The sequence below is a fragment of the Streptomyces sp. NPDC038280 genome (assembly GCF_055600045.1).
The window spans coordinates 116,233-134,989 of the sequence record NZ_JBVJYZ010000004.1 but is presented as its reverse complement, the minus strand read 5'-3'; the positions used below and the strand labels follow the sequence as shown (position 1 = coordinate 134,989).

The following is an 18,757-nucleotide window of genomic DNA, read 5'->3' as shown; positions in this document are numbered from 1 at the left end:
GGAGAACGACGTGGGGACCGTAACGCTCGGCGTTTCGATCGCGGTCCCGGAGCCCTTCGGCAGCCTGCTCCAGGAGCTGCGCGCGAGCTTCGGGGATCCTGCCGCGCACGGCATCCCCACGCATGTCACCCTCCTTCCGCCGACGCAGGCGGACGCGGCGGACCTGCCCGCGATCGAGGCCCATCTCGCCGAGGTCGCGGCGGCCGGCCGCCCCTTCCCGATGCGGCTGAGCGGCACGGGCACCTTCCGTCCGCTCTCGCCGGTGGTCTTCGTCCAGGTCGTCGAGGGCGCGGCCGCCTGCTCCTGGCTGCAGAAGCGGATCCGTCACGCCTCCGGGCCGCTGGTGCGGGAGCTGCAGTTCCCTTACCACCCGCACGTCACGGTCGCGCACGGCATCTCCGAGGAGGCGATGGACCGGGCCTACGAGGAGCTGTCCGAGTTCGCGGCGGAGTGGTCCTGCACGTCCTTCGCGCTCTACGAACAGGGCCCGGACGGCGTCTGGCGCAAGCTCCAGTCGTACGACTTCGGCGGCGGCCGGCCCGTGACGGGCGTCCCGGCGCAGGGCACCCCCGTCGACGCGCCGGCCACCTTCACCGCTCCGTAGCGCGCGCACCCCGCCGCCCCGTCCTCAGACCGGCAGACGGCGGAAGAGCGGCCTCGGCAGGTGCCGCAGCGCCGTCATCACGACGCGTAGCGCCCCCGGTACCCAGACCGTCTCCGAGCGGCGCCGCAGCCCCAGCTCGATCGCCGTGGCCACCGCCTCAGGTGTCGTGGCCAGGGGTGCCTCCGTCAGGCCGGCCGTCATCCTCGTCCGTACGAAACCGGGCCTGACGATCATCACGTGCACACCGGTGCCGTAGAGGGCGTCGCCGAGGCCCTGGCAGAAGGCGTCCAGGCCGGCCTTCGAGGACCCGTAGATGAAATTGGCGCGGCGGGCGCGCTCCCCGGCGACCGACGAGAGGACCACCAGGGAGCCGTGTCCCTGCGACTGGAGGGCCTTCGCGCAGATCAGCCCGGCGGAGACGGCCCCGGTGTAGTTGGTCTGGGCGACCCGCACGGCGGCGACCGGGTCGGCCTCGTCAAGGGCCTGGTCGCCGAGGACGCCGAAGGCGAGCAGCACCATGTCGATGTCGCCGTCGGTGAAGAGCTTCGCCAGGCGCTCCTCGTGCGTGGCGGTGTCGAGCGCGTCGAAGGGGACGGTACGGACGTCCGCGCCGAGCTCGCGCAGCGAGGACGCGGCGGACTCCAGGGCGGGGGAGGGACGGCCGGCCAGCATGACCGTGCGGGTGCGGCGGGCGATCAGGCGCCGGGCGGTGGCGAGGCCGATCTCGGACGTACCGCCGAGGACGAGCAGGGACTGCGGGGCGCCGAAGGCGTCCTTCATGAGCGGCGTCTCCTTCATGAGCGGGGTTTCCTCGTCGGGATCCCCGCGTCGGGATCCCTCGGAGGGCATGACCGGATTCACCTCAGAGGGCGAGGCGGCGGGAGAGGTCCGAGGTGAAGACCGAGCGGGGGTCCAACTCGGCCCGCAGCTCCCGGAATCGCGGCAGCTGCGGATACATGGAGCGCAGGAGCTCGGGGCGCAGCCGGGAGTCCTTGGCCAGGTAGACCCGGCCGCCCGCGGCGACGACCTCCTCGTCGAGCTCGTCGAGGAAGGCGCCGAGCCCCGACAGGCCGGCCGGAATGTCCAGGGCCAGCGTCCAGCCCGGCATGGGGAAGGAGAGCCAGCCGGGGTCGGCCTCGCCGAACCGCTTCAGCACCGCCAGGAACGACGGACAACCGCGGCGGGCGATGCGCTGGACGACCCGGCGCAGGGTGTCCTCGTGGCCGTGGCCGACGACGAACTGGTACTGGACGAAGCCGGACCGGCCGTAGACGCGGTTCCAGTGCGGCACGCCGTCCAGGGGGTGGAAGAACGTGGAGAGCCGTTGGAGCCGGCCGGTCCGCTTCCGGGGGGCCTTGCGGTACCAGAGCTCGTTGAAGAGGCCGACGGTCGTTCTGCCGAGCAGTCCCTCCGGGATCAGGGAGGGGGCGGGGGGCAGGTGCCCCGGGCGGAAGGCGAGGGGTGCGCGCCGGGCACGCGGGGGGAGCGCGTCGTACGGTGCGTGCTCACCCCGGGTCAGCACCGACCGGCCGAGTGCGGCGCCGCGCGCCAGCAGGTCGATCCAGGCGACCGAGTAGCGGTACCGGTGGTCGGTGGCGGTGAGCCGGGCCATCAAGTCGTCGAGGTCATCGGCCCGTTCGGTGTCCACCGACATCAAGGACGTCTCGACGCGGTGCAGTTGGACGGTGGCCGCGAGGATCACCCCGGTGAGGCCCATGCCGCCCGCGGTGGCGTCGAAGAGGTCGGTGCCGGGGACGACCGTATGGATCGAGCCGTCGGCCGTGAGCAGTTCGAGGGAGCGCACGTGGCGGGCGAAGGAGCCCGAGACATGGTGGTTCTTGCCGTGGATGTCAGCGGCGATCGCGCCGCCGACCGTGACGTACCGGGTCCCTGGGCTCACCGGCACGAACCAGCCGAGCGGCAGGAGCACCTCCATCAGCCGGTGCAGGCTCACTCCGGCGTCGCAGACGACGGTGCCGCTCCTCATGTCGACCGAGTGGACGCGGTTGAGGCGTGTCATGTCGAGGACGGAGCCGCCGGCGTTCTGTGCGGCGTCACCGTACGCGCGGCCGAGGCCCCGGGCGATGCCCCCGCGGGCGCCGGCGACTCCGCAGGCGCGGACGGCCGCGGCGGTCTCCTCGTACGTGCGGGGGCGGACGACGCGCGCGACGGTGGGGGCGGTACGGCCCCAGCCGGTCACGGGTACGGCCTTCGGGGCGGCGTCAGTGGGGGTGTCAGCAGCCATGGTTGTGACCGTATAGCCACCCGTGAGCTTTTTGCCGGGTTTGTTATGGGGCTCGCCGAAATGGGTGATTAAAGGAGTGTCAGGAAAGATTGACGTGCCGTCCGCCCGCCCCCGAGCCATCCTCGCCCCTGGCCCATGGCGCGCATCGGGCGCGGGGACGGAAGGGGTGGCGGATGCGGTACGTCGACTGTGCGGGCGCCGATCACCGGCTGCTCGCCGCGCTGCGCGGCTGCGGGCGCCGGCCGGGGGTGGCCGCGGCCGCCCGGGCGCTCTCGCTCAGCGGTGACCACGGAGCGCTGTGGCTCACGGTGGGCCTGGCGGGCGCGGCGACCGACCGGCAGCGGCGCGGCGCGTGGCTGCGCGGCACGGCGCTGATCGGCGCGGCGCACCTGGCGAGCATGGGCGTGAAGCGGATGGTGCGCCGGCCCCGCCCCGAACCGAACACCTACGAGCCCCTCGTACGGACCGTGGGGCGCCACTCCTTCCCCAGCTCCCACGCGGCGTCGGCGGCCGCCGCAGCGGTCGCCTTCGCGGCCCTCGGCCCGGCCGGCCGCCGCCTCGCCCCGCCGCTGGCGGCCGCGATGTGCCTCTCCCGGCTCGTCGCCGGCGTGCACTACCCGACGGACGTGGCGGCGGGGGCGCTCCTGGGTGGCGCCCTGGCCACGCTGGGCGGCGGCTGGCTGCGTTCCGGTGGCGCGGACGCGGGCGCCGGAGTGGGGGCGGTGGCGCGGGCGCCCGGGTGGACGACGCCCGACGGGACGAGGGGGCCGCATGCCTGAGCGGACCACCGCGCTGCTGGAGGCGCCCGCGTCGGGGCGCGGTGCGGTGGCACGGCCCCGGCCGCTCTGGCGGGCCGCCCTCGATCTGTGCCTCGGTCTCGCCCGCACCGCGCGTCCCCGGCAGTGGATCAAGAACGCTCTCGTCGTCGCCGCGCCCGCCGCCGCGGGCGAGCTGGTCTCCTGGACCACCGCACGCCAACTGGCGTTTGTCTTCACGCTGTTCACGGCGGCGGCGGCCGCCGTCTACCTCGTCAACGACGCGCGGGACGCCGAGGCCGACCGGGCCCACCCGGTCAAGTGCCGCAGGCCCGTGGCCGCCGGCGTCGTCCCCGTGCCCGTCGCGTACACCGCCGGGGCCTTCCTCGCCCTCGCGGCGACGGCGGCCGCCGCCTTCCTGTGCAATCCGATGACGGCCGCGCTGCTCACCGCCTACCTCGCCATGCAACTCGCGTACTGCGTCCGCCTCAAGCACGTCCTGGTCGTCGACCTCGCCGTCGTCACCACCGGCTTCCTCATGCGCGCGATGATCGGCGGACTGGCCCTCGGCATCCCGCTCTCCCGCTGGTTCCTGATCACCACCGGGTTCGGCGCGCTCTTCATGGTCGCCGCCAAGCGGTACTCGGAGGCGGTGCAGCTGGCGAACAACAAGGGCGCGACCCGCGCGCTGCTCACCGAGTACACCACCGGATACCTGCGCTTCGTCTGGCAGTTGGCCGCCGGGGTCGCCGTCCTCGGCTACTGCCTGTGGGCCCTGGAGAGCGGCGGCACCGCCAACGGCTCACTGCTGCCCTGGCGTCAGCTCTCGATGATCGCCTTCATCCTCGCCGTCCTGCGGTACGCGGTCTTCGCCGACCGGGGCACCGCCGGAGCCCCCGAGGACGTCGTCCTGCGCGACCGGCCGCTGGCCGTCATCGGTCTGGCCTGGGCCGCGATGTACGGCATGGCGGTCGCCGACCTGTGAGCTCGGACCCACGCCGGCGGGAGGTGGCCGTGTTCGCGGCCGCCGGACTGTGCGCGTACGCGGCCGATCTCGCTCTCTTCGCCTGGCTCCGCGGCCCGCTCGGCCAGGCCCCGATCGTCGCGAAGGCGTTCTCCTTCCTCGGCGGGTGCACCGTGGCCTACCTGGGCAACGCGCTGGGGGCGCACGGCCGCGGAGGCGTGGGCCTGCGTCAGTACGCCGTCTTCTTCGCCGTCAACGTCGCGGGCGCCCTCGTCCAGCTGCTCTGCCTGGGCGTCTCCCACTACGGCCTCGGCCTCACCTCCGTCCGCGCCGACACCGTCTCCGGGCTCGGCATCGGCATGGTCCTCGCCACCTGCCTGCGTTTCTGGGGCACGCGAAGCCTGGTTTTCGGTGAGCGTGGTAGGCGTACGTCATGGACTGGCTGATCAGGCTCCCCGTCGTCGGACCCGTCGTCGGGCGGCTCATGCGTACCCATGCGTGGCGCTCGTACGAGACCCTCGACCGGGCCCACTGGACCCGGCTGGCGGCCGCCATCACCTTCATCAGCTTTCTCGCGCTCTTCCCGCTGATCACGGTCGGCGCGGCGCTCGGCGCCGCGCTGCTGAGCGAGAAGCAGCTCGACGAGATCCAGCGGAAGATTTCCGAGCAGGTGCCGGGGATCTCCGACCAGCTGGACATCGACGCGCTCGTGGCCAACGCCGGAACCGTCGGGCTCGTCGCCGGCGCCGTACTGCTCTTCACCGGCATCGGCTGGGTCGGCTCGATGCGGGACTGTCTGCGCGCGGTGTGGGACGCGGACGACGAGGACGAGGGCAATCCGTTCCTGCGCAAGGCCAAGGACGCGGTGGTCCTGCTCGGGCTCGGGGCGACCGCGCTGGGTTCGCTCGCGGCCTCCGCGCTGGGCTCCACCGCCGTCGGCTGGAGCGCGGACCGGCTGGGCGTGGACCACGGCGGCGCGGGCGGGGTGCTGCTGCAGATCGCGGCCCTCGTCGTCGGCGCGCTCGCCGACTTCCTGCTGCTGCTCTATCTGCTGACGCTCCTGCCGGGCGTCCATCCACCGCGCCGCCGCCTGGTGGTGGCGGGGGTGATGGGCGCCGTCGGCTTCGAGCTGCTGAAACTGCTGCTCGGCGGCTATATGCGGGAGGTCGCGGCGAAGTCGATGTACGGCGCGTTCGGCGTGCCCGTCGCGCTGCTGCTGTGGCTCAACCTCACCGCGAAACTACTGCTGTTCTGCGCGGCCTGGACGGCGACGGGGAGCCGGCGGGACGAGGCCGACGAGGACGCGAACGACGACGGAGACGGGAAGGACGACGGCGAGGGCAGCCGCCGGGAGGAGGGCGCCGACGCGAGCAAGGGCGCGCCCGCCGCACCGCCCACCGCTAGCGTGCCCGCCGCACCGCCCATCGCTAGCGCGCGCGGCGGAGCGGCCACTTCCGGTTGACCAGGAACGCCGCACCGACCACGAGCACCAGCGCGCCTCCCGCTATCCCCAGCGCCGTGCCGATGCCGCCGGAGCGCTTCCCCGCGGAGGCGTTCTTCGCCGGACCGCCCTTGCCGTGGCCGGCCTGCTCGGTGTCCGGCGAGGCGCCCGTGCCGGTCCGTGCGGACTTCGGCGGGACCAGCTCGCCGACCGGCTTCACCTTGCCGGCCGCCGCGAAGCCCCAGTCGAGCAGCCGGGCGGTCTCCTTGTAGACCGCGAACCTCTCCCCCGACGACGGGTTCATCACCGTCACGAGCAGGACTTTGCCGTTCCGCTCGGCCACTCCGGTGAAGGTGGCGCCCGCGTGTGTGGTGTTGCCGTTCTTGACGCCGGCGATGCCCTTGTACGGGGCTATGCCGTAGTCACCGGTCAGCAGCCGGTTGGTGTTCTGGATCTCGAACATCTCGCGCTTCTTGCCCGGCTTCAGCTCGCCCGGGAAGGCGGCGCGAGGCGTCGAGGAGTACTCGCGGAAGTCCGCGTTCTGCAGTCCGCTGCGCGCGATGAGCGTCAGGTCGTAGGCGGAGGAGACCTGCCCCGGGGCGTCGTAGCCGTCGGGCGAGACGGCATGGGTGTCCAGGGCCTGGAGCTCGGCCGCGCGGTCGTTCATGTCCTGGACGGTCTTGGGGACGCCGCCGTTCATGGCGGACAGGACGTGCACCGCGTCGTTGCCGGACTTCAGGAAGACGCCGAGCCACAGGTCGTGGACGGTGTACGGGAGCTTCTCCTTGATCCCGACCAGGCTGGAGCCCTCGCCCAGGTCGGCCAGCTCCGCGTTGGTCACCAGATGCGTCTGGGTCTTGGGCAGCTTGGGCAGGACCGTGTCCGCGAAGAGCATCTTCAGGGTGGAGGCGGGCGGGAGCCGCCAGTGCGCGTTGTGCGCGGCCAGCACCTCACCGCTCTCGGCGTCCGCGACGATCCAGGACCGGCCGGTGAGCTCCTTCGGCAGCACGGGGGCGCCGGGACCGAGCTGCACCTGCGTGCCCGGCTTGCCGAGCAGCGCCCCGCCGACGGTGGACATGGCGGCGGGCGGCTGGGGCTTCTTCTCCTCCTTCTTGGTCTCCTCCTTCTTGTCCACCGCGGGGCTCGCCAGGGCGGGAGCGGCGGTGAGCAGGGGGAGAACCGGGAGAGCCGAAAGAGACACAGCAGCGGTGACCGTCAGCACGGTCCTTTTCAAGGCAGACACGGACGAGAACGTACAGGGAGCGAGGAGAGAACCGAACACCACCGGTCGGAATGGGGCACGCCCACCCCGCCGCACCGCCCCGGTACCGGGCGGTGATACTGAAACCATGAAGCTCAGCCGCCCCGTGTCCTGGTTCCTGCTCGCCTTCGGGGTGTGGAGTTGGTTCATTTGGATCACTTTCATCAAAAACCTGTGGAACGACGGAAGCGGTCTCGCTTTCGACGACGCGGGTGACCCGACCGGGTACTTCTGGGTTCATCTGCTGCTCGCCATCACGTCCTTTCTCCTGGGGACGGGTGTGGGGGTCATCGGGTTGCGTGGCGTGCGCGCATCGCGTCGCGAACGCGACTAGCGGCAGGCGTTTCGTCGGACGGCCGCGGGCGGCCGGGGCACAGCGGATACGGGTGAGGGGCTGTCGGGTTCGTGTTGATCTTTCTGCTCGTACTGGTCGTGGTGGTGGCCCTGCTCGTCGGGGTCCACTGGTATGTCTGGCGCCGACTTGTCCGTGATGTGACGGTACGCGGGAGCGCGGCGCGGCGCGCGGGGACGGCGGCCGCGTTCGTCCTCCCGATGCTGGCCGTCGCCGCGCCCGTCTCGGCCCGGGTCGGGGCGCCGTTCTGGCTCCAGCGGGTGGTGTCCTGGCCCGGGTACCTGTGGCTGGCAGTGCTGCTGTACGTGGTCCTGGCCCTGGTGGTCGGCGAGGCCGTGCGCCCGCTGCTGCGCCGTTGCCTGGAGCGGCGTGCCGCTTCCGCCGCCACCACGTCGCCCGTTCCCGAAACCGCGGGGACCTCCGTCCCCCGAGCGGCGGACACCGTCGCGACCCCGGCGGCCACCGACACGGCCGGTTCGTCCGGCACCGCCGTCGCGACCGCCGTCCCGGCCGATACGGACACCGGCCCCGGCATCGACACCGGCGGCGGGGACGCTCCCCGCCCCGCCCTGTCCCGCCGGCTCTTCGTCGGCCGGGTGGTCGGGGGCGCGGCCGCGGCCGCCGCCGTCGGGACCGTGTCGTACGGCACCTACGGCGTCCTGCGCGGCCCCCGCGTGAAGCGGGTCACCGTGCCCCTCGCCAAGCTGGGCCGGGCGTCCCACGGGTACCGCATCGCCGTCGTCAGCGACATCCACCTCGGTCCGATCCTCGGCCGCGCCCACACCCAGCGGATCGTCGACACGATCAACGCCACCCAGCCCGACCTGATCGCCGTCGTCGGCGACCTCGTCGACGGCAGCGTGGAGAACCTCGGCCCGGCGGCCGAGCCGCTCGCCCGGCTGAGAGCCCGCCACGGGTCGTTCTTCGTCACCGGCAACCACGAGTACTTCTCCGGCGCGGACGCCTGGGTCGACCACGTACGGGAGCTGGGCCTGCGCCCGCTGCGCAACGACCGGGTCGAGCTCGCCGGTTTCGACCTCGCGGGCGTGGACGACGTGGCGGGCGAGAGCGAGGGCAAGGGCCCCGACTTCGCCCGCGCGCTCGGCGACCGGGACCGGACGCGCGCCGCCGTGCTCCTCGCCCACCAGCCCGTGGTCATCCACGACGCCGTACGCCACGGCGTCGACCTCCAGCTGTCCGGCCACACGCACGGCGGGCAGCTGTGGCCCGGCAACCTCATCGCCGATCTGGCCAATCCGACCCTCGCGGGCCTGGAGCGGTACGGCGACACCCAGCTGTACGTGTCGAGGGGCGCGGGCGCCTGGGGGCCGCCGGTGCGGGTCGGGGCGCCGTCCGACATCACCGTCGTGGAGCTCGCCTCGCGCCAGGCGTAACACCCGTGCGGCCCGGCTCCGGGTCCGTACTCCGTGGAATTTCCGGAGACGTATGGCCGTGAGGTGAAGATTTTCTCTTCCCCCTGTGAAATCCGTGTGGTTGGGTGACGCCATCGCGGCAGGGGTGGCGTGAAGGGAAACACGGCGAAATGCGGTCTGTCCGTTTTCGGATACTGATTACGTGTGGGGTACTACTGGCGGCCGGAACGGGAGGCTGGCAACTGCTGCCCTCCGACGGGGTGCGGTCGGACCCGATCACTGTCGGCACCACCGACGAGGTGACCTCACTGGACCCGGCGGGGGCGTACGACTCGGGATCCTGGGCGATGTACAGCAACGTCTACCAGTCGCTGCTGACCTTCAGGCCGGGCTCCACCACGCCCGTCCCCGACGCGGCCAGCGGCTGCAAGTTCACCGGACTGAAGCTCCAGACGTACCGCTGCGAGCTGCGGGACGACCTGACCTTCGCGGGTGGCCGCCCGATCACCGCCGAGGACGTCAAGTACTCCTTCGACCGGATGATGAGCATCAAGACGGACGTCGGCCCGCAGCCGCTGTTCCCGACGCTCACCTCCGTCGTCGCCGAGGGCAGGACGGTCACCTTCAACCTGAGCGCCAGGGACGCGACGTTCCCGCAGAAGGTCGCGACCGGCGCGGGTTCGATCGTCGACCGCACCCGGTACCCGCGGGGCGGACTGCGCCGGGGCGCGGCCGTGGACGGCTCGGGGCCGTATGTCCTCAAGGAGTACAAGCCCGGAGTCAGCGCCCGCCTGGAGCCCAACCCGCGTTACCGGGGCGCGGTCGCCAAGGCCGGACGGCCGGTGATCGTCCGGTACTTCAAGGAGTCCGAGGAGCTCGCCGGCGCCTGGCGGGACCACCGGGTCGACGTGACGCACCGGCAGATGCCCCCGCGGACGCTGGCCACCCTGGACCGCAGCGCGGACGGCCTGCGGCTCACCGAGGCGGAAAGCGCCGAGACCCGGAACCTCAACTTCAATGTGAGGAAGGGGTCGGTGATGTCTAAGAAGGCCGTCCGCAAGGCGGTCGCCGCCGTCGTCGACCGGCCCAAGATCGCGACGGGCGCGTACCACGGCACCGTCACGCCCCTCTACTCGCTCATCCCGCAGGGGTTCATCGGCCACAGCACCGCCTTCTTCGACGCCTATCCGGCGCCGGACCCGAAGAGGGCCGAGAAGCTGCTGAAGGACGCCGATGTCGACACGCCGGTGACGTTCACCCTGGGCCACCGCAAGGACGTCACCTACGCGGCGGAGGCGGCGGAGCTGAAGCGGCAGCTGGAGGAGACCGGTCTCTTCGAGGTCGAGGTCGTCGAGGCGGAGTGGAAGGACTTCCAGAAGGGGTACGCGGGCGGTGCGTACGACGCGTACACCGTGGGCTGGCTGCCCGATTTCCCCGACTCCGACAGTTTCACCGCGCCTCTCGTAGGCACCGACAACACCCTCCACAACGGCTATTCGAGCAGGCGCGTCGACCAGCTCATCGCCACGACGCAGCAGTTCAGCGAGCGCGGCCGGACGGCCGCCGACTTCAAGTCCCTCCAGCGGGAGATCGCCCAGGACGTTCCGCTGGTGCCGCTGTGGCAGAAGAAGGACTACGTGCTGAGCAGCGCGGACGTCGCCGGCTCGCAGTACCTGACGGACGGCACCGGCATCTGGCGGCTGTGGGAGCTCAGCTGGATCTGAGCGGTCCCCGGCGGGCGGGTCCGCGGCGCACGCTAGGCGCCCTTGCCCGAACCCTTCTTCGCCGCGGCGCGCTTGGGCATCCCGGACGCCGCCATGCCCGCCGCCGTGGGCATGAAGTCCCGGAGCAGCTCGTGCGTCTCCTTGACGAGGGGGCGCAGCAGCCGGAAGCGGGAGAGGGAGATCGCGCGGGCGGTGACCGGGGCGAGCCGGTCGACCAGGCGACGGCTGTTGGCGCAGCCCTCGGACCGGTCGTACACCCAGAAGAGCACCAGGCCCATCTGCTGGAGCCACAGCAACTGCGGAAGCGGCTCCGCCAGTTCGGGGTCCACCTTCACGGCTGCCCCCGCGATCACCCGGCGGTGGACGTCGATCGCGGCCTCGCGCGGGCCTTCCGACTCGGGGGAGAAGGGGCTGAGCGGGCTGTCCGGGTCGGCGGCGTTCTTGAAGAACTGGGCGGCGAACTCGTGGTACGGCTCGGCGATGTCCAGCCAGCCGAGGAGGACCCCTCGGATCCGTGCCGTGAGGTCCTTCTCATCGCTGTCGAGGATGCGGGCGACGGCCGCCTGGTGCTCCTCGGCGATCCGGTCGTAGAACCCCTGGACCAGGTGTTCCTTGGAGGAGAAGTAGTAGTACGCGTTGCCGACGGAGACCCCGGCCTCCTGGGCGATGGCCCGCATGGTCGTCTTGTCGTAGCCGCGCTCCTTGAAGAGCCGGAGCGCGGTTTCGAGGATGAGCGTGCGGGTCTGCTCGCTCTTGGGGGCCTTCGCGGCCTTCCCGGCCTCGGCGGGCATCGTCTCCGTGGCTTTCGCCCCGGCGGGCTTCTCTTCCTTCACGGTGTCCGAGCCTAACCGGGCGCGCCGGGGGCTCCGCACCGCCCGTCGCCGCAGTCCGCCGTCGCCGCCCGCCACTTCGCGGCGGCGATGACCGCTGCGCGGGCGAAGGGCGCTCCCGCGGGGGTGGCCAGCCAGTGGGCCCTGGGCCGGTGTTCGGCCAGCGCCCACAGGCAGACGATCCAGGCGGAGGTGGAGCGGTAGACCTGGCCGGCGTCGCCGATCACCGTGATCTCCGCCAGGGTGGCCTCGTGGTCGAGGCCGGGGAAGCGCCGCCGCGCCTCCTGCGATCCGGCCGGGACCATGTCGAGCGGGACGAGCTGCCGTTGCCGCAGGAGCCAGTGGCGCACATGCACGCACAGCTCGCACTGGGCGTCGTACAGCACGGTCAGGCGTCGTACGGGCGTGGGCACGGCGGTCTCACGACCCCGTGGCGGGCGTGGCCCAGGGTCCCTTGCCGGCCGGGCCCGTCCAGCCCTGCGGCGGCACCGGCGGGACCTGCTCGCGCTCCATGACACCGCGCCGGCGGATCTTGTTGAGGACGTAGACGTTGCCGAGGTGCATCACGCCGAGAACGAGCAGCACCACTCCGAGCTTCACCGAGAGCGCCTCGAAGAGTCCCCGGGCGTCCCGCACGGTGTCGTCCTGGTTGAGGTAGAGGGCGACGAAGCCGAAGTTGACCAGGTAGAAGCCGACCACCAGCAGGTGGTTCACGGCCTCGGCCAGCTTCTCGTTGCCGTGCAGGACGTCCGCGAGGAAGAGCTTTCCGTTCCGGCTGAGCGTCCGGGCGACCCAGATGGTGAGGGCCACGCTGATGAGCAGGTAGACGACATACGCGACGACAGTGAGGTCCATGCCCCACCCTCCCTTGAACGCGTTCAAAAGGCTGATGTCGTTGACTGTAGACCCTCCTTTGAACGTGTTCAAGTGAGTGGCTTCAGGCAGCCGCCTCCATCGGGCGGCCGTCCCGGCCGAAGCGGCGCACCCCCGGGACGAGCGCCGTCGCCAGGCAGCAGCCCGCCACGATCACGGCCGCCGCCGTCAGGGGTACTTCGGCGCCCCAGACGGCAGCCGCGGCCGGGCCGAGGGCGTACCCGAGGGGCATGGCGGCGAGGGACAGCAGCCAGTCGTAGGAGGTCACGCGGGCCAGGGCGTGTGCCGGGACGGCCTGCTGGACGGCGGTGTCCCATACGGGGGAGAGGAAGCCGAGGCCCGCCTGGGCGACGCCGTACGACGCGATGGTCAGCGGCGCGGGGGCGGACGCGGCCAGCAGGAGGAGGGGCAGGGCGTACAGCGCGAGGCCGAGGTTGGCCGTGAGGACCGGCCGCTTCGGGCGGAACCTGCTTGCGAGGAGAGAGCCGGCGAGCAGGCCGACCGCGCCGGTCTGAAGGAGGGCCACCCAGGCGCCCTCGCCGCCGAGTTCGGCCAGGGCGATGGCCGGGCCGAGGGTCATCAGCACGGCGGCGGCGCCGTTCCACGCGGCGTGGCCGATCAGGCTCGTCCAGTACCAGTCGCGGTCGCGGACTTCCCGCCAGCCCTCCTTGAGGTCGGCGAGGAGCGAACGCCGGGGGATCGGCACATGCGCGACCCGCAGGGCGGCGAGCAGCCCGGCGGAGACGGCGAAGCTCAGTCCGTCCAGGACGAAGGCCCAGCCGGGGCCGGCGGTGAACACCAGCAGACCGGCGAGCGCCGGGCCGCCGAGCCGGGTCGCACTGGTGGCGACGCCCAACGCGGCATGGGCGCGTTGCAGCCCGTCGTCGGCCACGACTCCCTTGATCAGCGGGGAGGCGGTCGGCATCGCGAAGGCTCCGGCCGCGCCGCCGGCCGCCTCGGCCGTCGCGATCACCCAGAGCGTCGGTTCGCCCCCGAGCAGCTGGGCGCCGACCAGGAGTTGGCTCGCGCACCGCACGAGATCGGTGGTGAGCGCGATCGTGCGAGCGTTGAGCCGGTCGCCCAACACCCCGCCGAGAGGCAGGAGAAGCAGCTTGGGGACCATCGCGCAGGCGAGGACGAGGGCGAGCGCGGACGTCGAACCGGTGGCCCGGTGGACGGCGAGGGCGAGCGCGGCGGGGATGACGGCGTCGCCGAGCAGGGAGAGCGAGCGTCCGGCGAAGAGCAGCTGGAACCGGCGGGAGCGCAGGGGGTGGGGCATGCGAAGGAGGGTATTTCGGCAGCGAATAGTTCGTCAATGAAATATTTGCTTCCGAAGTACCCAGGGGCCGCGCACCGGTCCCGGACGGGTCAGTGGCATGCCCCCGGCCCCGCCCGCCGACGTACCATCGGTCCCATGGAGACCGAAGGCGGCCCGAGGGACTGGACCGACGGACATGTGGCGCGCTGGAAGCCGGTCCTGCCCGACCTCGACCCCGAGGTCGAGGGTGCCGTCACCCGGATGAAGAAGCTCTCCGTCCACCTGCGCCGGGTCCGCGAGCAGTCGCTCGTCGACTTCGACCTGGAGCGCCACGAGTTCGACACGCTCCACAAGCTCGCCGGCCGTGGCGGCAGCGCCGCTCCCTCCGAGCTCTCCATCGACCTGGACCTCGCGCCCGCCTCGGTCACCGGCCGCCTCGACGCCCTCGAACGCCGGGGCTTCGTCCGCCGCACCCAGGCCACCCACGACCGCCGCCGGGTCGTCGTGGAGCTCACCGAGTCCGGCCGGGCCACCTGGCTCGGCGCGATGGACGTCCTCGGGCACGAGGAGGACCGGCTGCTCGGCGTCCTCGACCCGGACGAGCGCCGACTGCTCAACGACATGCTGCGCCGCGTCATGCTCCTCGCCGAACAGCCGGGCGGCCCGGGCGGTGGCCACGCCCCCGTCTAGGACGCGTTCTGGAACGCGGCGTTGGCGATGCCCATGATGCGGTCCATCTCCGAGCGCTCGTCGACGACCGGCGCCCGCCCGGTCGGGTTCATCGAGTAGACGAGCACCCGGTCCAGATCACGCGTGGCGAAGACACCGTTCGTGTAACCCCCGTACGAACCGGTCTTGCCCCAGGCCACCACGCCGTTGTCGAGCTCCACGCGCATCAGTCCGCCCTTGCTCCAGCGCGCGCCCGGCACCGTCGGCATCTCGAACAGCACCTTCTGCTGGGCGGGCGCCAGGAGGCGGCCGCGCATGAGCGCGGTGTGGAAGCGGCGCAGGTCGGGAGCGTTGGAGATCATGCCGCCCTCCGCCCACGGCCAGGGGCTCGTCGCCTCCGATATGTCCGTGAGCTCGGTGGCGTCGGGCGTCTTCGCGACGGCGGCCCGCGTGAACGGCGCGGGCATCGAGAGGTCGCCGGCGTCCGGCAGGGAGGTGTCCCGCAGTCCCAGCGGGCGCAGGATGCGTGTCTGAAGCTCCCGCTCGTACGAGCGGCCGGTCACCTTCTCGATCATCAACCCGGTGAGGAAGTAGTTGATGCCGTTGTACTGGGCGCTCTCACCCGGAGTGGCCGGCCTGGCGCACCTCAGGGCCTCGGCGACCACCTTTTCCGGCGGCCCACCCACCGCGCACGAGGGGTTGGGGATGCCGCTGGTGTGGCTCAGCAGGTGTTCCAGCGTGATGTCGTGCTCGTACGCGTCCGGGAGGACACCCGGCAGGACCTCGCGCACGGTGGAATCCATGCGCAGCCGCCCCTCGCCGACGAGTTGGAGGGCGATGGCCGAGGTGAAGAGCTTGGTGATGCTGCCGATCCTGACGTGCGCGTCGGAGGACGGGACGGAGGGTCCCGCCGTCCCGGTCCAGCGCCCGTCCCGTCCGCTCACCTGGACCAGGGCGCCGGTCACGATCCGGTCGGGCATCCCGCCGATCGACGCGCGCAGCGCCGCGCCGTCCAGCGGGGTGTGGTGTCGGCCCACCGCTGCCGGGCCGGGGGCCGTGGGCGCGGCGGCGGCGGGCACCGTGACACCCACGACGCCGGCCAGCGCGGCCCCGGTGGCCAGCAGGACGGTCCAACGTGCTGTGTACTTCCGCGAGTTCCTCATGAAGAGAAGTCTGTCGCCGAAGGATCACCGCATCATCGGGGATCACCCCGGGGCGACCCTGGGGCGACCCTGTGGCAACCCTCAGATGCTCAGCGAGCGCGCGACGTTGACCTGGCTCATGACCCAGTGGATGGTGTCGGGGCCGGTCGCCGGAACCATCGTCGAGTGATGGCGCCCGCCGCTGGTCACCGTCACCTGGATGAAGCCCGTCGTCGTCTTCTCCTTCATCAGGAGGAAGAGCAGCCCCAGCAGGCACAGCAGGAAGAAGATGATCGCCAGCACGATGGCGACCGTCGGAATCTTCTCCTCCGTACGGGACATGTCGGTGGCGTTCCACACCGCGCCCTTGAGCGGCATCGTGCCGGCCGGCGTGATGATCGAGTCACCCATGACCGTGATGTCGCCGAGCGACAACAGGGGCGCCCCGCCGCCCGCGGGCGGCGGATACTGCCCCGGCAGAGCCGGCGGCTGCTGCGGATACCCGTATCCCTGCGCGGGGTTGGGGTACCCGTAACCCGGGGTCCCCGGCGGCTGGTCGGGCCCCCACCTGTACTCCCCGTCCGCGTACGGGTTCGGCTCGCTCATCTTTCCCCGATCTCCGATCTCCGGCCTCCAGGAACGCGAAGGCCCGCTCCTGCACGGTGAGCGTACAGAAACGGGCCTTCGGCCGTGCGACCGGTCGGAAACGACGCGTGGCCGGATCCGACGGAGGGTCAGCAGGCGCTGATCAGAAGCGACGCGTGATCAGCGCGCGCTTGACCTCCTGGATCGCCTTGGTGACCTCGATACCGCGCGGGCAGGCGTCCGTGCAGTTGAACGTGGTGCGGCAACGCCACACGCCGTCCTTGTCGTTGAGGATCTCCAGACGCTGCTCACCGGCCTCGTCGCGCGAGTCGAAGATGAAGCGGTGCGCGTTGACGATCGCCGCCGGGCCGAAGTACTGCCCGTCGTTCCAGAAGACCGGGCAGGACGACGTGCACGCGGCGCACAGGATGCACTTGGTGGTGTCGTCGAAGCGCTCGCGGTCCTCGGCGGACTGCAGACGCTCGCGCGTCGGCTCGTTGCCCTTGGTGATCAGGAACGGCATGACGTCGCGGTACGCCTGGAAGAACGGCTCCATGTCGACCACGAGGTCCTTGAGGACCGTGAGGCCCTTTATGGCCTCGACCGTGATCGGCTTCTCCGGGTTGATGTCCTTGATCAGCGTCTTGCAGGCGAGCCTGTTCTTGCCGTTGATCCGCATCGCGTCGGAGCCGCAGATGCCGTGCGCGCAGGAGCGACGGAAGGTCAGCGTGCCGTCGACGTCCCACTTGATCTTGTGAAGGGCGTCGAGCACCCGCTCCTTCGGGTCGATCTCGATCTGGAAGTCCTCCCAGACCGCCGCGTCCGAGACCTCGGGGTTGTAGCGGCGGATCCGGAGGGTGACCGTGATGTACGGAGAGGCGGCGGAATCGGCCTCGACCTTGTCCAGTACGGGGGTAGCCATCAGTACTTACGCTCCATCGGCTGGTAGCGGGTCTGGACGACCGGCTTGTAGTCGAGACGGACGGTCTCGGAGCCGTCGTCGCCGACCTCGCGGTACGCCATGGTGTGGCGCATGAAGTTGACGTCGTCGCGGTTCGGGAAGTCCTCGCGGTAGTGACCGCCGCGGGACTCCTTGCGGGCCAGCGCCGAGACGGCCATGACCTCGGCCAGGTCGAGCAGGTTGCCCAGCTCGATGGCCTCCAGCAGGTCCGTGTTGAAGCGCCTGCCCTTGTCCTGGACGGACACGTTCAGATAGCGCTCGCGCAGCTCGGCGATCTTCTCGACGGCCGTCTTGATGGTCTGCTCGGTACGGAACACCATCACATTGGCGTCCATCGTCTCCTGCAGCTCGCGGCGCAGTTCGGCGACCCGCTCCGAGCCGGTGGAGTTGCGCAGCCGCTCGACCTGCTCCTCGACGAACGACGCCGGGTTCTCCGGCAGCTCGACGAAGTCGGCCTTGGCCGAGTACTCGGCGGCGGCGATACCGGCCCGCTTGCCGAAGACGTTGATGTCGAGCAGCGAGTTGGTGCCCAGGCGGTTGGCGCCGTGCACCGACACGCACGCGACCTCACCGGCGGCGTACAGACCCGGAACGACCGTGGTGTTGTCGCGGAGGACCTCACCCTGGACGTTGGTCGGGATGCCACCCATGGCGTAGTGCGCGGTCGGCTGGATCGGGATCGGGTCCGTGTAGGGCTCGATGCCGAGGTACGTACGCGCGAACTCGGTGATGTCCGGGAGCTTGGCGTCGAGCTGCTCCGGCGGAAGGTGCGTCAGGTCGAGGTAGACGTGGTCACCCTCGGGGCCGCAGCCGCGGCCCTCGCGGATCTCCGTGTAGATGGAGCGCGAGACGACGTCACGGGACGCGAGGTCCTTCATGACCGGCGCGTACTTCTCCATGAAGCGCTCGCCGTCCTTGTTGCGGAGGATGCCGCCCTCACCGCGGGCGCCCTCCGTCAGCAGGATGCCCATGCGCCAGATGCCCGTCGGGTGGAACTGGAAGAACTCCATGTCCTCCAGCGGCAGACCGCGCCGGTAGCAGGCCGCCTGGCCGTCACCGGTGAGGGTGTGCGCGTTGGAGGTCACCTTGAAGAACTTGCCGGTGCCGCCGGACGCGTAGATCACGGCCTTGGCCTGGAAAATGTGGATCTCGCCGGTGGCAAGCTCGTACGCGACCACGCCCGCCGACTTCTTGACGCCGTCGACCTCGGTGATCAGCTGGTCGAGGACGTAGAACTCGTTGAAGAACTCCACGCCCTCCTTGACGCAGTTCTGGTACAGCGTCTGGAGGATCATGTGACCGGTGCGGTCCGCGGCGTAGCAGGACCGGCGGACCGGGGCCTCGCCGTGGTTGCGCGAGTGGCCGCCGAAGCGGCGCTGGTCGATGGTGCCGTTCGGCGTCCGGTTGAACGGCAGGCCCATCTTCTCCAGGTCGAGGACGGCGTCGATGGCCTCCTTCGCCAGGATCTCGGCGGCGTCCTGGTCGACCAGGTAGTCACCACCCTTGACCGTGTCGAAGGTGTGCCACTCCCAGTTGTCCTCCTCCACGTTGGCCAGCGCGGCGGCCATGCCGCCCTGTGCGGCGCCCGTGTGGGAGCGGGTGGGGTAGAGCTTCGTGAGCACGGCGGTGCGGCTGCGCTTCGTCGCCTCGATGGCGGCGCGCATACCGGCGCCACCGGCGCCGACGATGACGGTGTCGTACTTGTGGATCTTCATGGTGG

The 18,757-nt window shown here is 71.3% G+C and carries 20 protein-coding genes; 9 read left to right on the top strand and 11 right to left on the bottom strand.

Annotation, left to right across the window (positions count from 1 at the left end):
* Positions 1-10: 10 nt before the first annotated feature.
* Entirely contained in the window at positions 11-604 is a 594-nt protein-coding gene (locus tag ACZ7J0_RS11450; RefSeq protein WP_470886258.1) for a 2'-5' RNA ligase family protein, read from the top strand.
* A gap of 24 nt (positions 605-628) precedes the next feature.
* On the opposite strand, the gene ACZ7J0_RS11445 is transcribed toward ACZ7J0_RS11450, so the two are convergent.
* A complete protein-coding gene (locus ACZ7J0_RS11445; RefSeq protein WP_470886756.1) occupies positions 629-1,384 on the bottom strand; it encodes a decaprenylphospho-beta-D-erythro-pentofuranosid-2-ulose 2-reductase in 756 nt (251 codons plus the stop codon).
* 82 nt (positions 1,385-1,466) lie between these two features.
* Entirely contained in the window at positions 1,467-2,849 is a 1,383-nt protein-coding gene (locus tag ACZ7J0_RS11440) for an FAD-binding oxidoreductase (RefSeq protein ID WP_470886256.1), read from the bottom strand.
* Between the two features lie 173 nt (positions 2,850-3,022).
* Here ACZ7J0_RS11440 and ACZ7J0_RS11435 point away from each other — a divergent pair, with 173 nt between their 5' ends.
* The 4 genes from ACZ7J0_RS11435 to ACZ7J0_RS11420 are packed head-to-tail and all read left to right on the top strand — an operon-like array spanning position 3,023 to position 6,030.
* A complete protein-coding gene (locus ACZ7J0_RS11435) occupies positions 3,023-3,628 on the top strand; it encodes a phosphatase PAP2 family protein (RefSeq protein ID WP_470886255.1) in 606 nt (201 codons plus the stop codon).
* The gene (locus ACZ7J0_RS11430) at positions 3,621-4,589 is read left to right on the top strand and encodes a decaprenyl-phosphate phosphoribosyltransferase (protein ID WP_470886253.1); all 969 of its coding nucleotides are present in this window, start codon (positions 3,621-3,623) and stop codon (positions 4,587-4,589) included. The genes ACZ7J0_RS11435 and ACZ7J0_RS11430 overlap by 8 nt, the downstream gene beginning before the upstream one ends.
* Before the next feature lie 29 nt (positions 4,590-4,618).
* The gene (locus ACZ7J0_RS11425) at positions 4,619-5,014 is read left to right on the top strand and encodes a GtrA family protein (protein ID WP_470886251.1); all 396 of its coding nucleotides are present in this window, start codon (positions 4,619-4,621) and stop codon (positions 5,012-5,014) included.
* Positions 5,002-6,030, top strand: coding sequence for a YihY/virulence factor BrkB family protein (locus tag ACZ7J0_RS11420; RefSeq protein ID WP_470886249.1), 1,029 nt, complete (start codon positions 5,002-5,004; stop codon positions 6,028-6,030). The genes ACZ7J0_RS11425 and ACZ7J0_RS11420 overlap by 13 nt, the downstream gene beginning before the upstream one ends.
* Here ACZ7J0_RS11420 and ACZ7J0_RS11415 read toward each other — a convergent pair.
* The gene (locus ACZ7J0_RS11415) at positions 5,996-7,252 is read right to left on the bottom strand and encodes a D-alanyl-D-alanine carboxypeptidase family protein (RefSeq protein WP_470886247.1); all 1,257 of its coding nucleotides are present in this window, start codon (positions 7,250-7,252) and stop codon (positions 5,996-5,998) included. The two genes, ACZ7J0_RS11420 and ACZ7J0_RS11415, sit on opposite strands and share 35 nt — an antisense overlap.
* Before the next feature lie 106 nt (positions 7,253-7,358).
* Between ACZ7J0_RS11415 and ACZ7J0_RS11410 the strand changes: the two genes are divergently transcribed.
* The 3 genes from ACZ7J0_RS11410 (at position 7,359) to ACZ7J0_RS11400 (ending at position 10,719) form a co-directional block, all read left to right on the top strand.
* Entirely contained in the window at positions 7,359-7,604 is a 246-nt protein-coding gene (locus ACZ7J0_RS11410) for an SCO4848 family membrane protein (RefSeq protein WP_470886245.1), read from the top strand.
* Positions 7,605-7,675: 71 nt separating this feature from the next.
* Positions 7,676-9,016 carry a metallophosphoesterase gene (locus tag ACZ7J0_RS11405; RefSeq protein ID WP_470886243.1) on the top strand — a complete coding sequence of 447 codons (1,341 nt, stop codon included), beginning with the start codon at positions 7,676-7,678 and terminating at the stop codon, positions 9,014-9,016.
* 149 nt (positions 9,017-9,165) lie between these two features.
* Positions 9,166-10,719, top strand: a complete 1,554-nt coding sequence (locus ACZ7J0_RS11400) for an ABC transporter substrate-binding protein (protein WP_470886241.1) — start codon at positions 9,166-9,168, stop codon at positions 10,717-10,719.
* 32 nt (positions 10,720-10,751) lie between these two features.
* Here the strand turns inward: ACZ7J0_RS11400 and ACZ7J0_RS11395 are convergent, their stop codons facing one another.
* The 4 genes from ACZ7J0_RS11395 to ACZ7J0_RS11380 form a co-directional block, all read right to left on the bottom strand.
* Positions 10,752-11,510: a TetR/AcrR family transcriptional regulator gene (locus ACZ7J0_RS11395; protein WP_470886754.1), complete on the bottom strand. Its 759-nt coding sequence runs from the start codon at positions 11,508-11,510 to the stop codon at positions 10,752-10,754.
* 53 nt (positions 11,511-11,563) lie between these two features.
* Positions 11,564-11,962: a thiol-disulfide oxidoreductase DCC family protein gene (locus tag ACZ7J0_RS11390; RefSeq protein WP_470886239.1), complete on the bottom strand. Its 399-nt coding sequence runs from the start codon at positions 11,960-11,962 to the stop codon at positions 11,564-11,566.
* A gap of 7 nt (positions 11,963-11,969) precedes the next feature.
* Positions 11,970-12,404, bottom strand: coding sequence for a hypothetical protein (locus tag ACZ7J0_RS11385; RefSeq protein ID WP_470886238.1), 435 nt, complete (start codon positions 12,402-12,404; stop codon positions 11,970-11,972).
* Positions 12,405-12,486: 82 nt separating this feature from the next.
* Complete coding sequence (locus ACZ7J0_RS11380) at positions 12,487-13,701, bottom strand: MFS transporter (protein ID WP_470886236.1); 1,215 nt, start codon at positions 13,699-13,701, stop codon at positions 12,487-12,489.
* A gap of 135 nt (positions 13,702-13,836) precedes the next feature.
* Between ACZ7J0_RS11380 and ACZ7J0_RS11375 the strand changes: the two genes are divergently transcribed.
* Positions 13,837-14,370 carry a MarR family winged helix-turn-helix transcriptional regulator gene (locus ACZ7J0_RS11375; protein WP_470886234.1) on the top strand — a complete coding sequence of 178 codons (534 nt, stop codon included), beginning with the start codon at positions 13,837-13,839 and terminating at the stop codon, positions 14,368-14,370.
* Here the strand turns inward: ACZ7J0_RS11375 and ACZ7J0_RS11370 are convergent.
* From ACZ7J0_RS11370 to sdhA, 4 genes are all read right to left on the bottom strand, one after another.
* Positions 14,367-15,512 carry a serine hydrolase domain-containing protein gene (locus ACZ7J0_RS11370; RefSeq protein ID WP_470886232.1) on the bottom strand — a complete coding sequence of 382 codons (1,146 nt, stop codon included), beginning with the start codon at positions 15,510-15,512 and terminating at the stop codon, positions 14,367-14,369. The two genes, ACZ7J0_RS11375 and ACZ7J0_RS11370, sit on opposite strands and share 4 nt — an antisense overlap.
* An 81-nt stretch (positions 15,513-15,593) precedes the next feature.
* Complete coding sequence (locus ACZ7J0_RS11365; protein ID WP_470886230.1) at positions 15,594-16,097, bottom strand: hypothetical protein; 504 nt, start codon at positions 16,095-16,097, stop codon at positions 15,594-15,596.
* Between the two features lie 142 nt (positions 16,098-16,239).
* Complete coding sequence (locus ACZ7J0_RS11360; RefSeq protein ID WP_470886228.1) at positions 16,240-16,998, bottom strand: succinate dehydrogenase iron-sulfur subunit; 759 nt, start codon at positions 16,996-16,998, stop codon at positions 16,240-16,242.
* Positions 16,998-18,752, bottom strand: a complete 1,755-nt coding sequence (sdhA, locus tag ACZ7J0_RS11355) for a succinate dehydrogenase flavoprotein subunit (protein ID WP_470886226.1) — start codon at positions 18,750-18,752, stop codon at positions 16,998-17,000. Before sdhA ends, ACZ7J0_RS11360 begins: the two co-directional genes overlap by 1 nt.
* Between the last annotated feature and the right edge of the window lie 5 nt (positions 18,753-18,757).

Excerpts from the sequence above, each read along its gene's own strand:
- ACZ7J0_RS11445 (WP_470886756.1), bottom strand. The coding sequence starts at position 1,384 with ATGAAGGACGCCTTCGGCGCCCCGCAGTCCCTGCTCGTCCTCGGCGGT.
- ACZ7J0_RS11440 (WP_470886256.1), bottom strand. The coding sequence starts at position 2,849 with ATGGCTGCTGACACCCCCACTGACGCCGCCCCGAAGGCCGTACCCGTG.
- ACZ7J0_RS11435 (WP_470886255.1), top strand. The coding sequence starts at position 3,023 with ATGCGGTACGTCGACTGTGCGGGCGCCGATCACCGGCTGCTCGCCGCG.
- ACZ7J0_RS11430 (WP_470886253.1), top strand. The coding sequence starts at position 3,621 with ATGCCTGAGCGGACCACCGCGCTGCTGGAGGCGCCCGCGTCGGGGCGC.
- ACZ7J0_RS11420 (WP_470886249.1), top strand. The coding sequence starts at position 5,002 with ATGGACTGGCTGATCAGGCTCCCCGTCGTCGGACCCGTCGTCGGGCGG.
- ACZ7J0_RS11410 (WP_470886245.1), top strand. The coding sequence starts at position 7,359 with ATGAAGCTCAGCCGCCCCGTGTCCTGGTTCCTGCTCGCCTTCGGGGTG.
- ACZ7J0_RS11400 (WP_470886241.1), top strand. The coding sequence starts at position 9,166 with ATGCGGTCTGTCCGTTTTCGGATACTGATTACGTGTGGGGTACTACTG.
- ACZ7J0_RS11395 (WP_470886754.1), bottom strand. The coding sequence starts at position 11,510 with ATGCCCGCCGAGGCCGGGAAGGCCGCGAAGGCCCCCAAGAGCGAGCAG.
- ACZ7J0_RS11385 (WP_470886238.1), bottom strand. The coding sequence starts at position 12,404 with ATGGACCTCACTGTCGTCGCGTATGTCGTCTACCTGCTCATCAGCGTG.
- ACZ7J0_RS11380 (WP_470886236.1), bottom strand. The coding sequence starts at position 13,701 with ATGCCCCACCCCCTGCGCTCCCGCCGGTTCCAGCTGCTCTTCGCCGGA.
- ACZ7J0_RS11375 (WP_470886234.1), top strand. The coding sequence starts at position 13,837 with ATGGAGACCGAAGGCGGCCCGAGGGACTGGACCGACGGACATGTGGCG.
- ACZ7J0_RS11370 (WP_470886232.1), bottom strand. The coding sequence starts at position 15,512 with ATGAGGAACTCGCGGAAGTACACAGCACGTTGGACCGTCCTGCTGGCC.
- ACZ7J0_RS11365 (WP_470886230.1), bottom strand. The coding sequence starts at position 16,097 with ATGAGCGAGCCGAACCCGTACGCGGACGGGGAGTACAGGTGGGGGCCC.
- ACZ7J0_RS11360 (WP_470886228.1), bottom strand. The coding sequence starts at position 16,998 with ATGGCTACCCCCGTACTGGACAAGGTCGAGGCCGATTCCGCCGCCTCT.
- sdhA (WP_470886226.1), bottom strand. The coding sequence starts at position 18,752 with ATGAAGATCCACAAGTACGACACCGTCATCGTCGGCGCCGGTGGCGCC.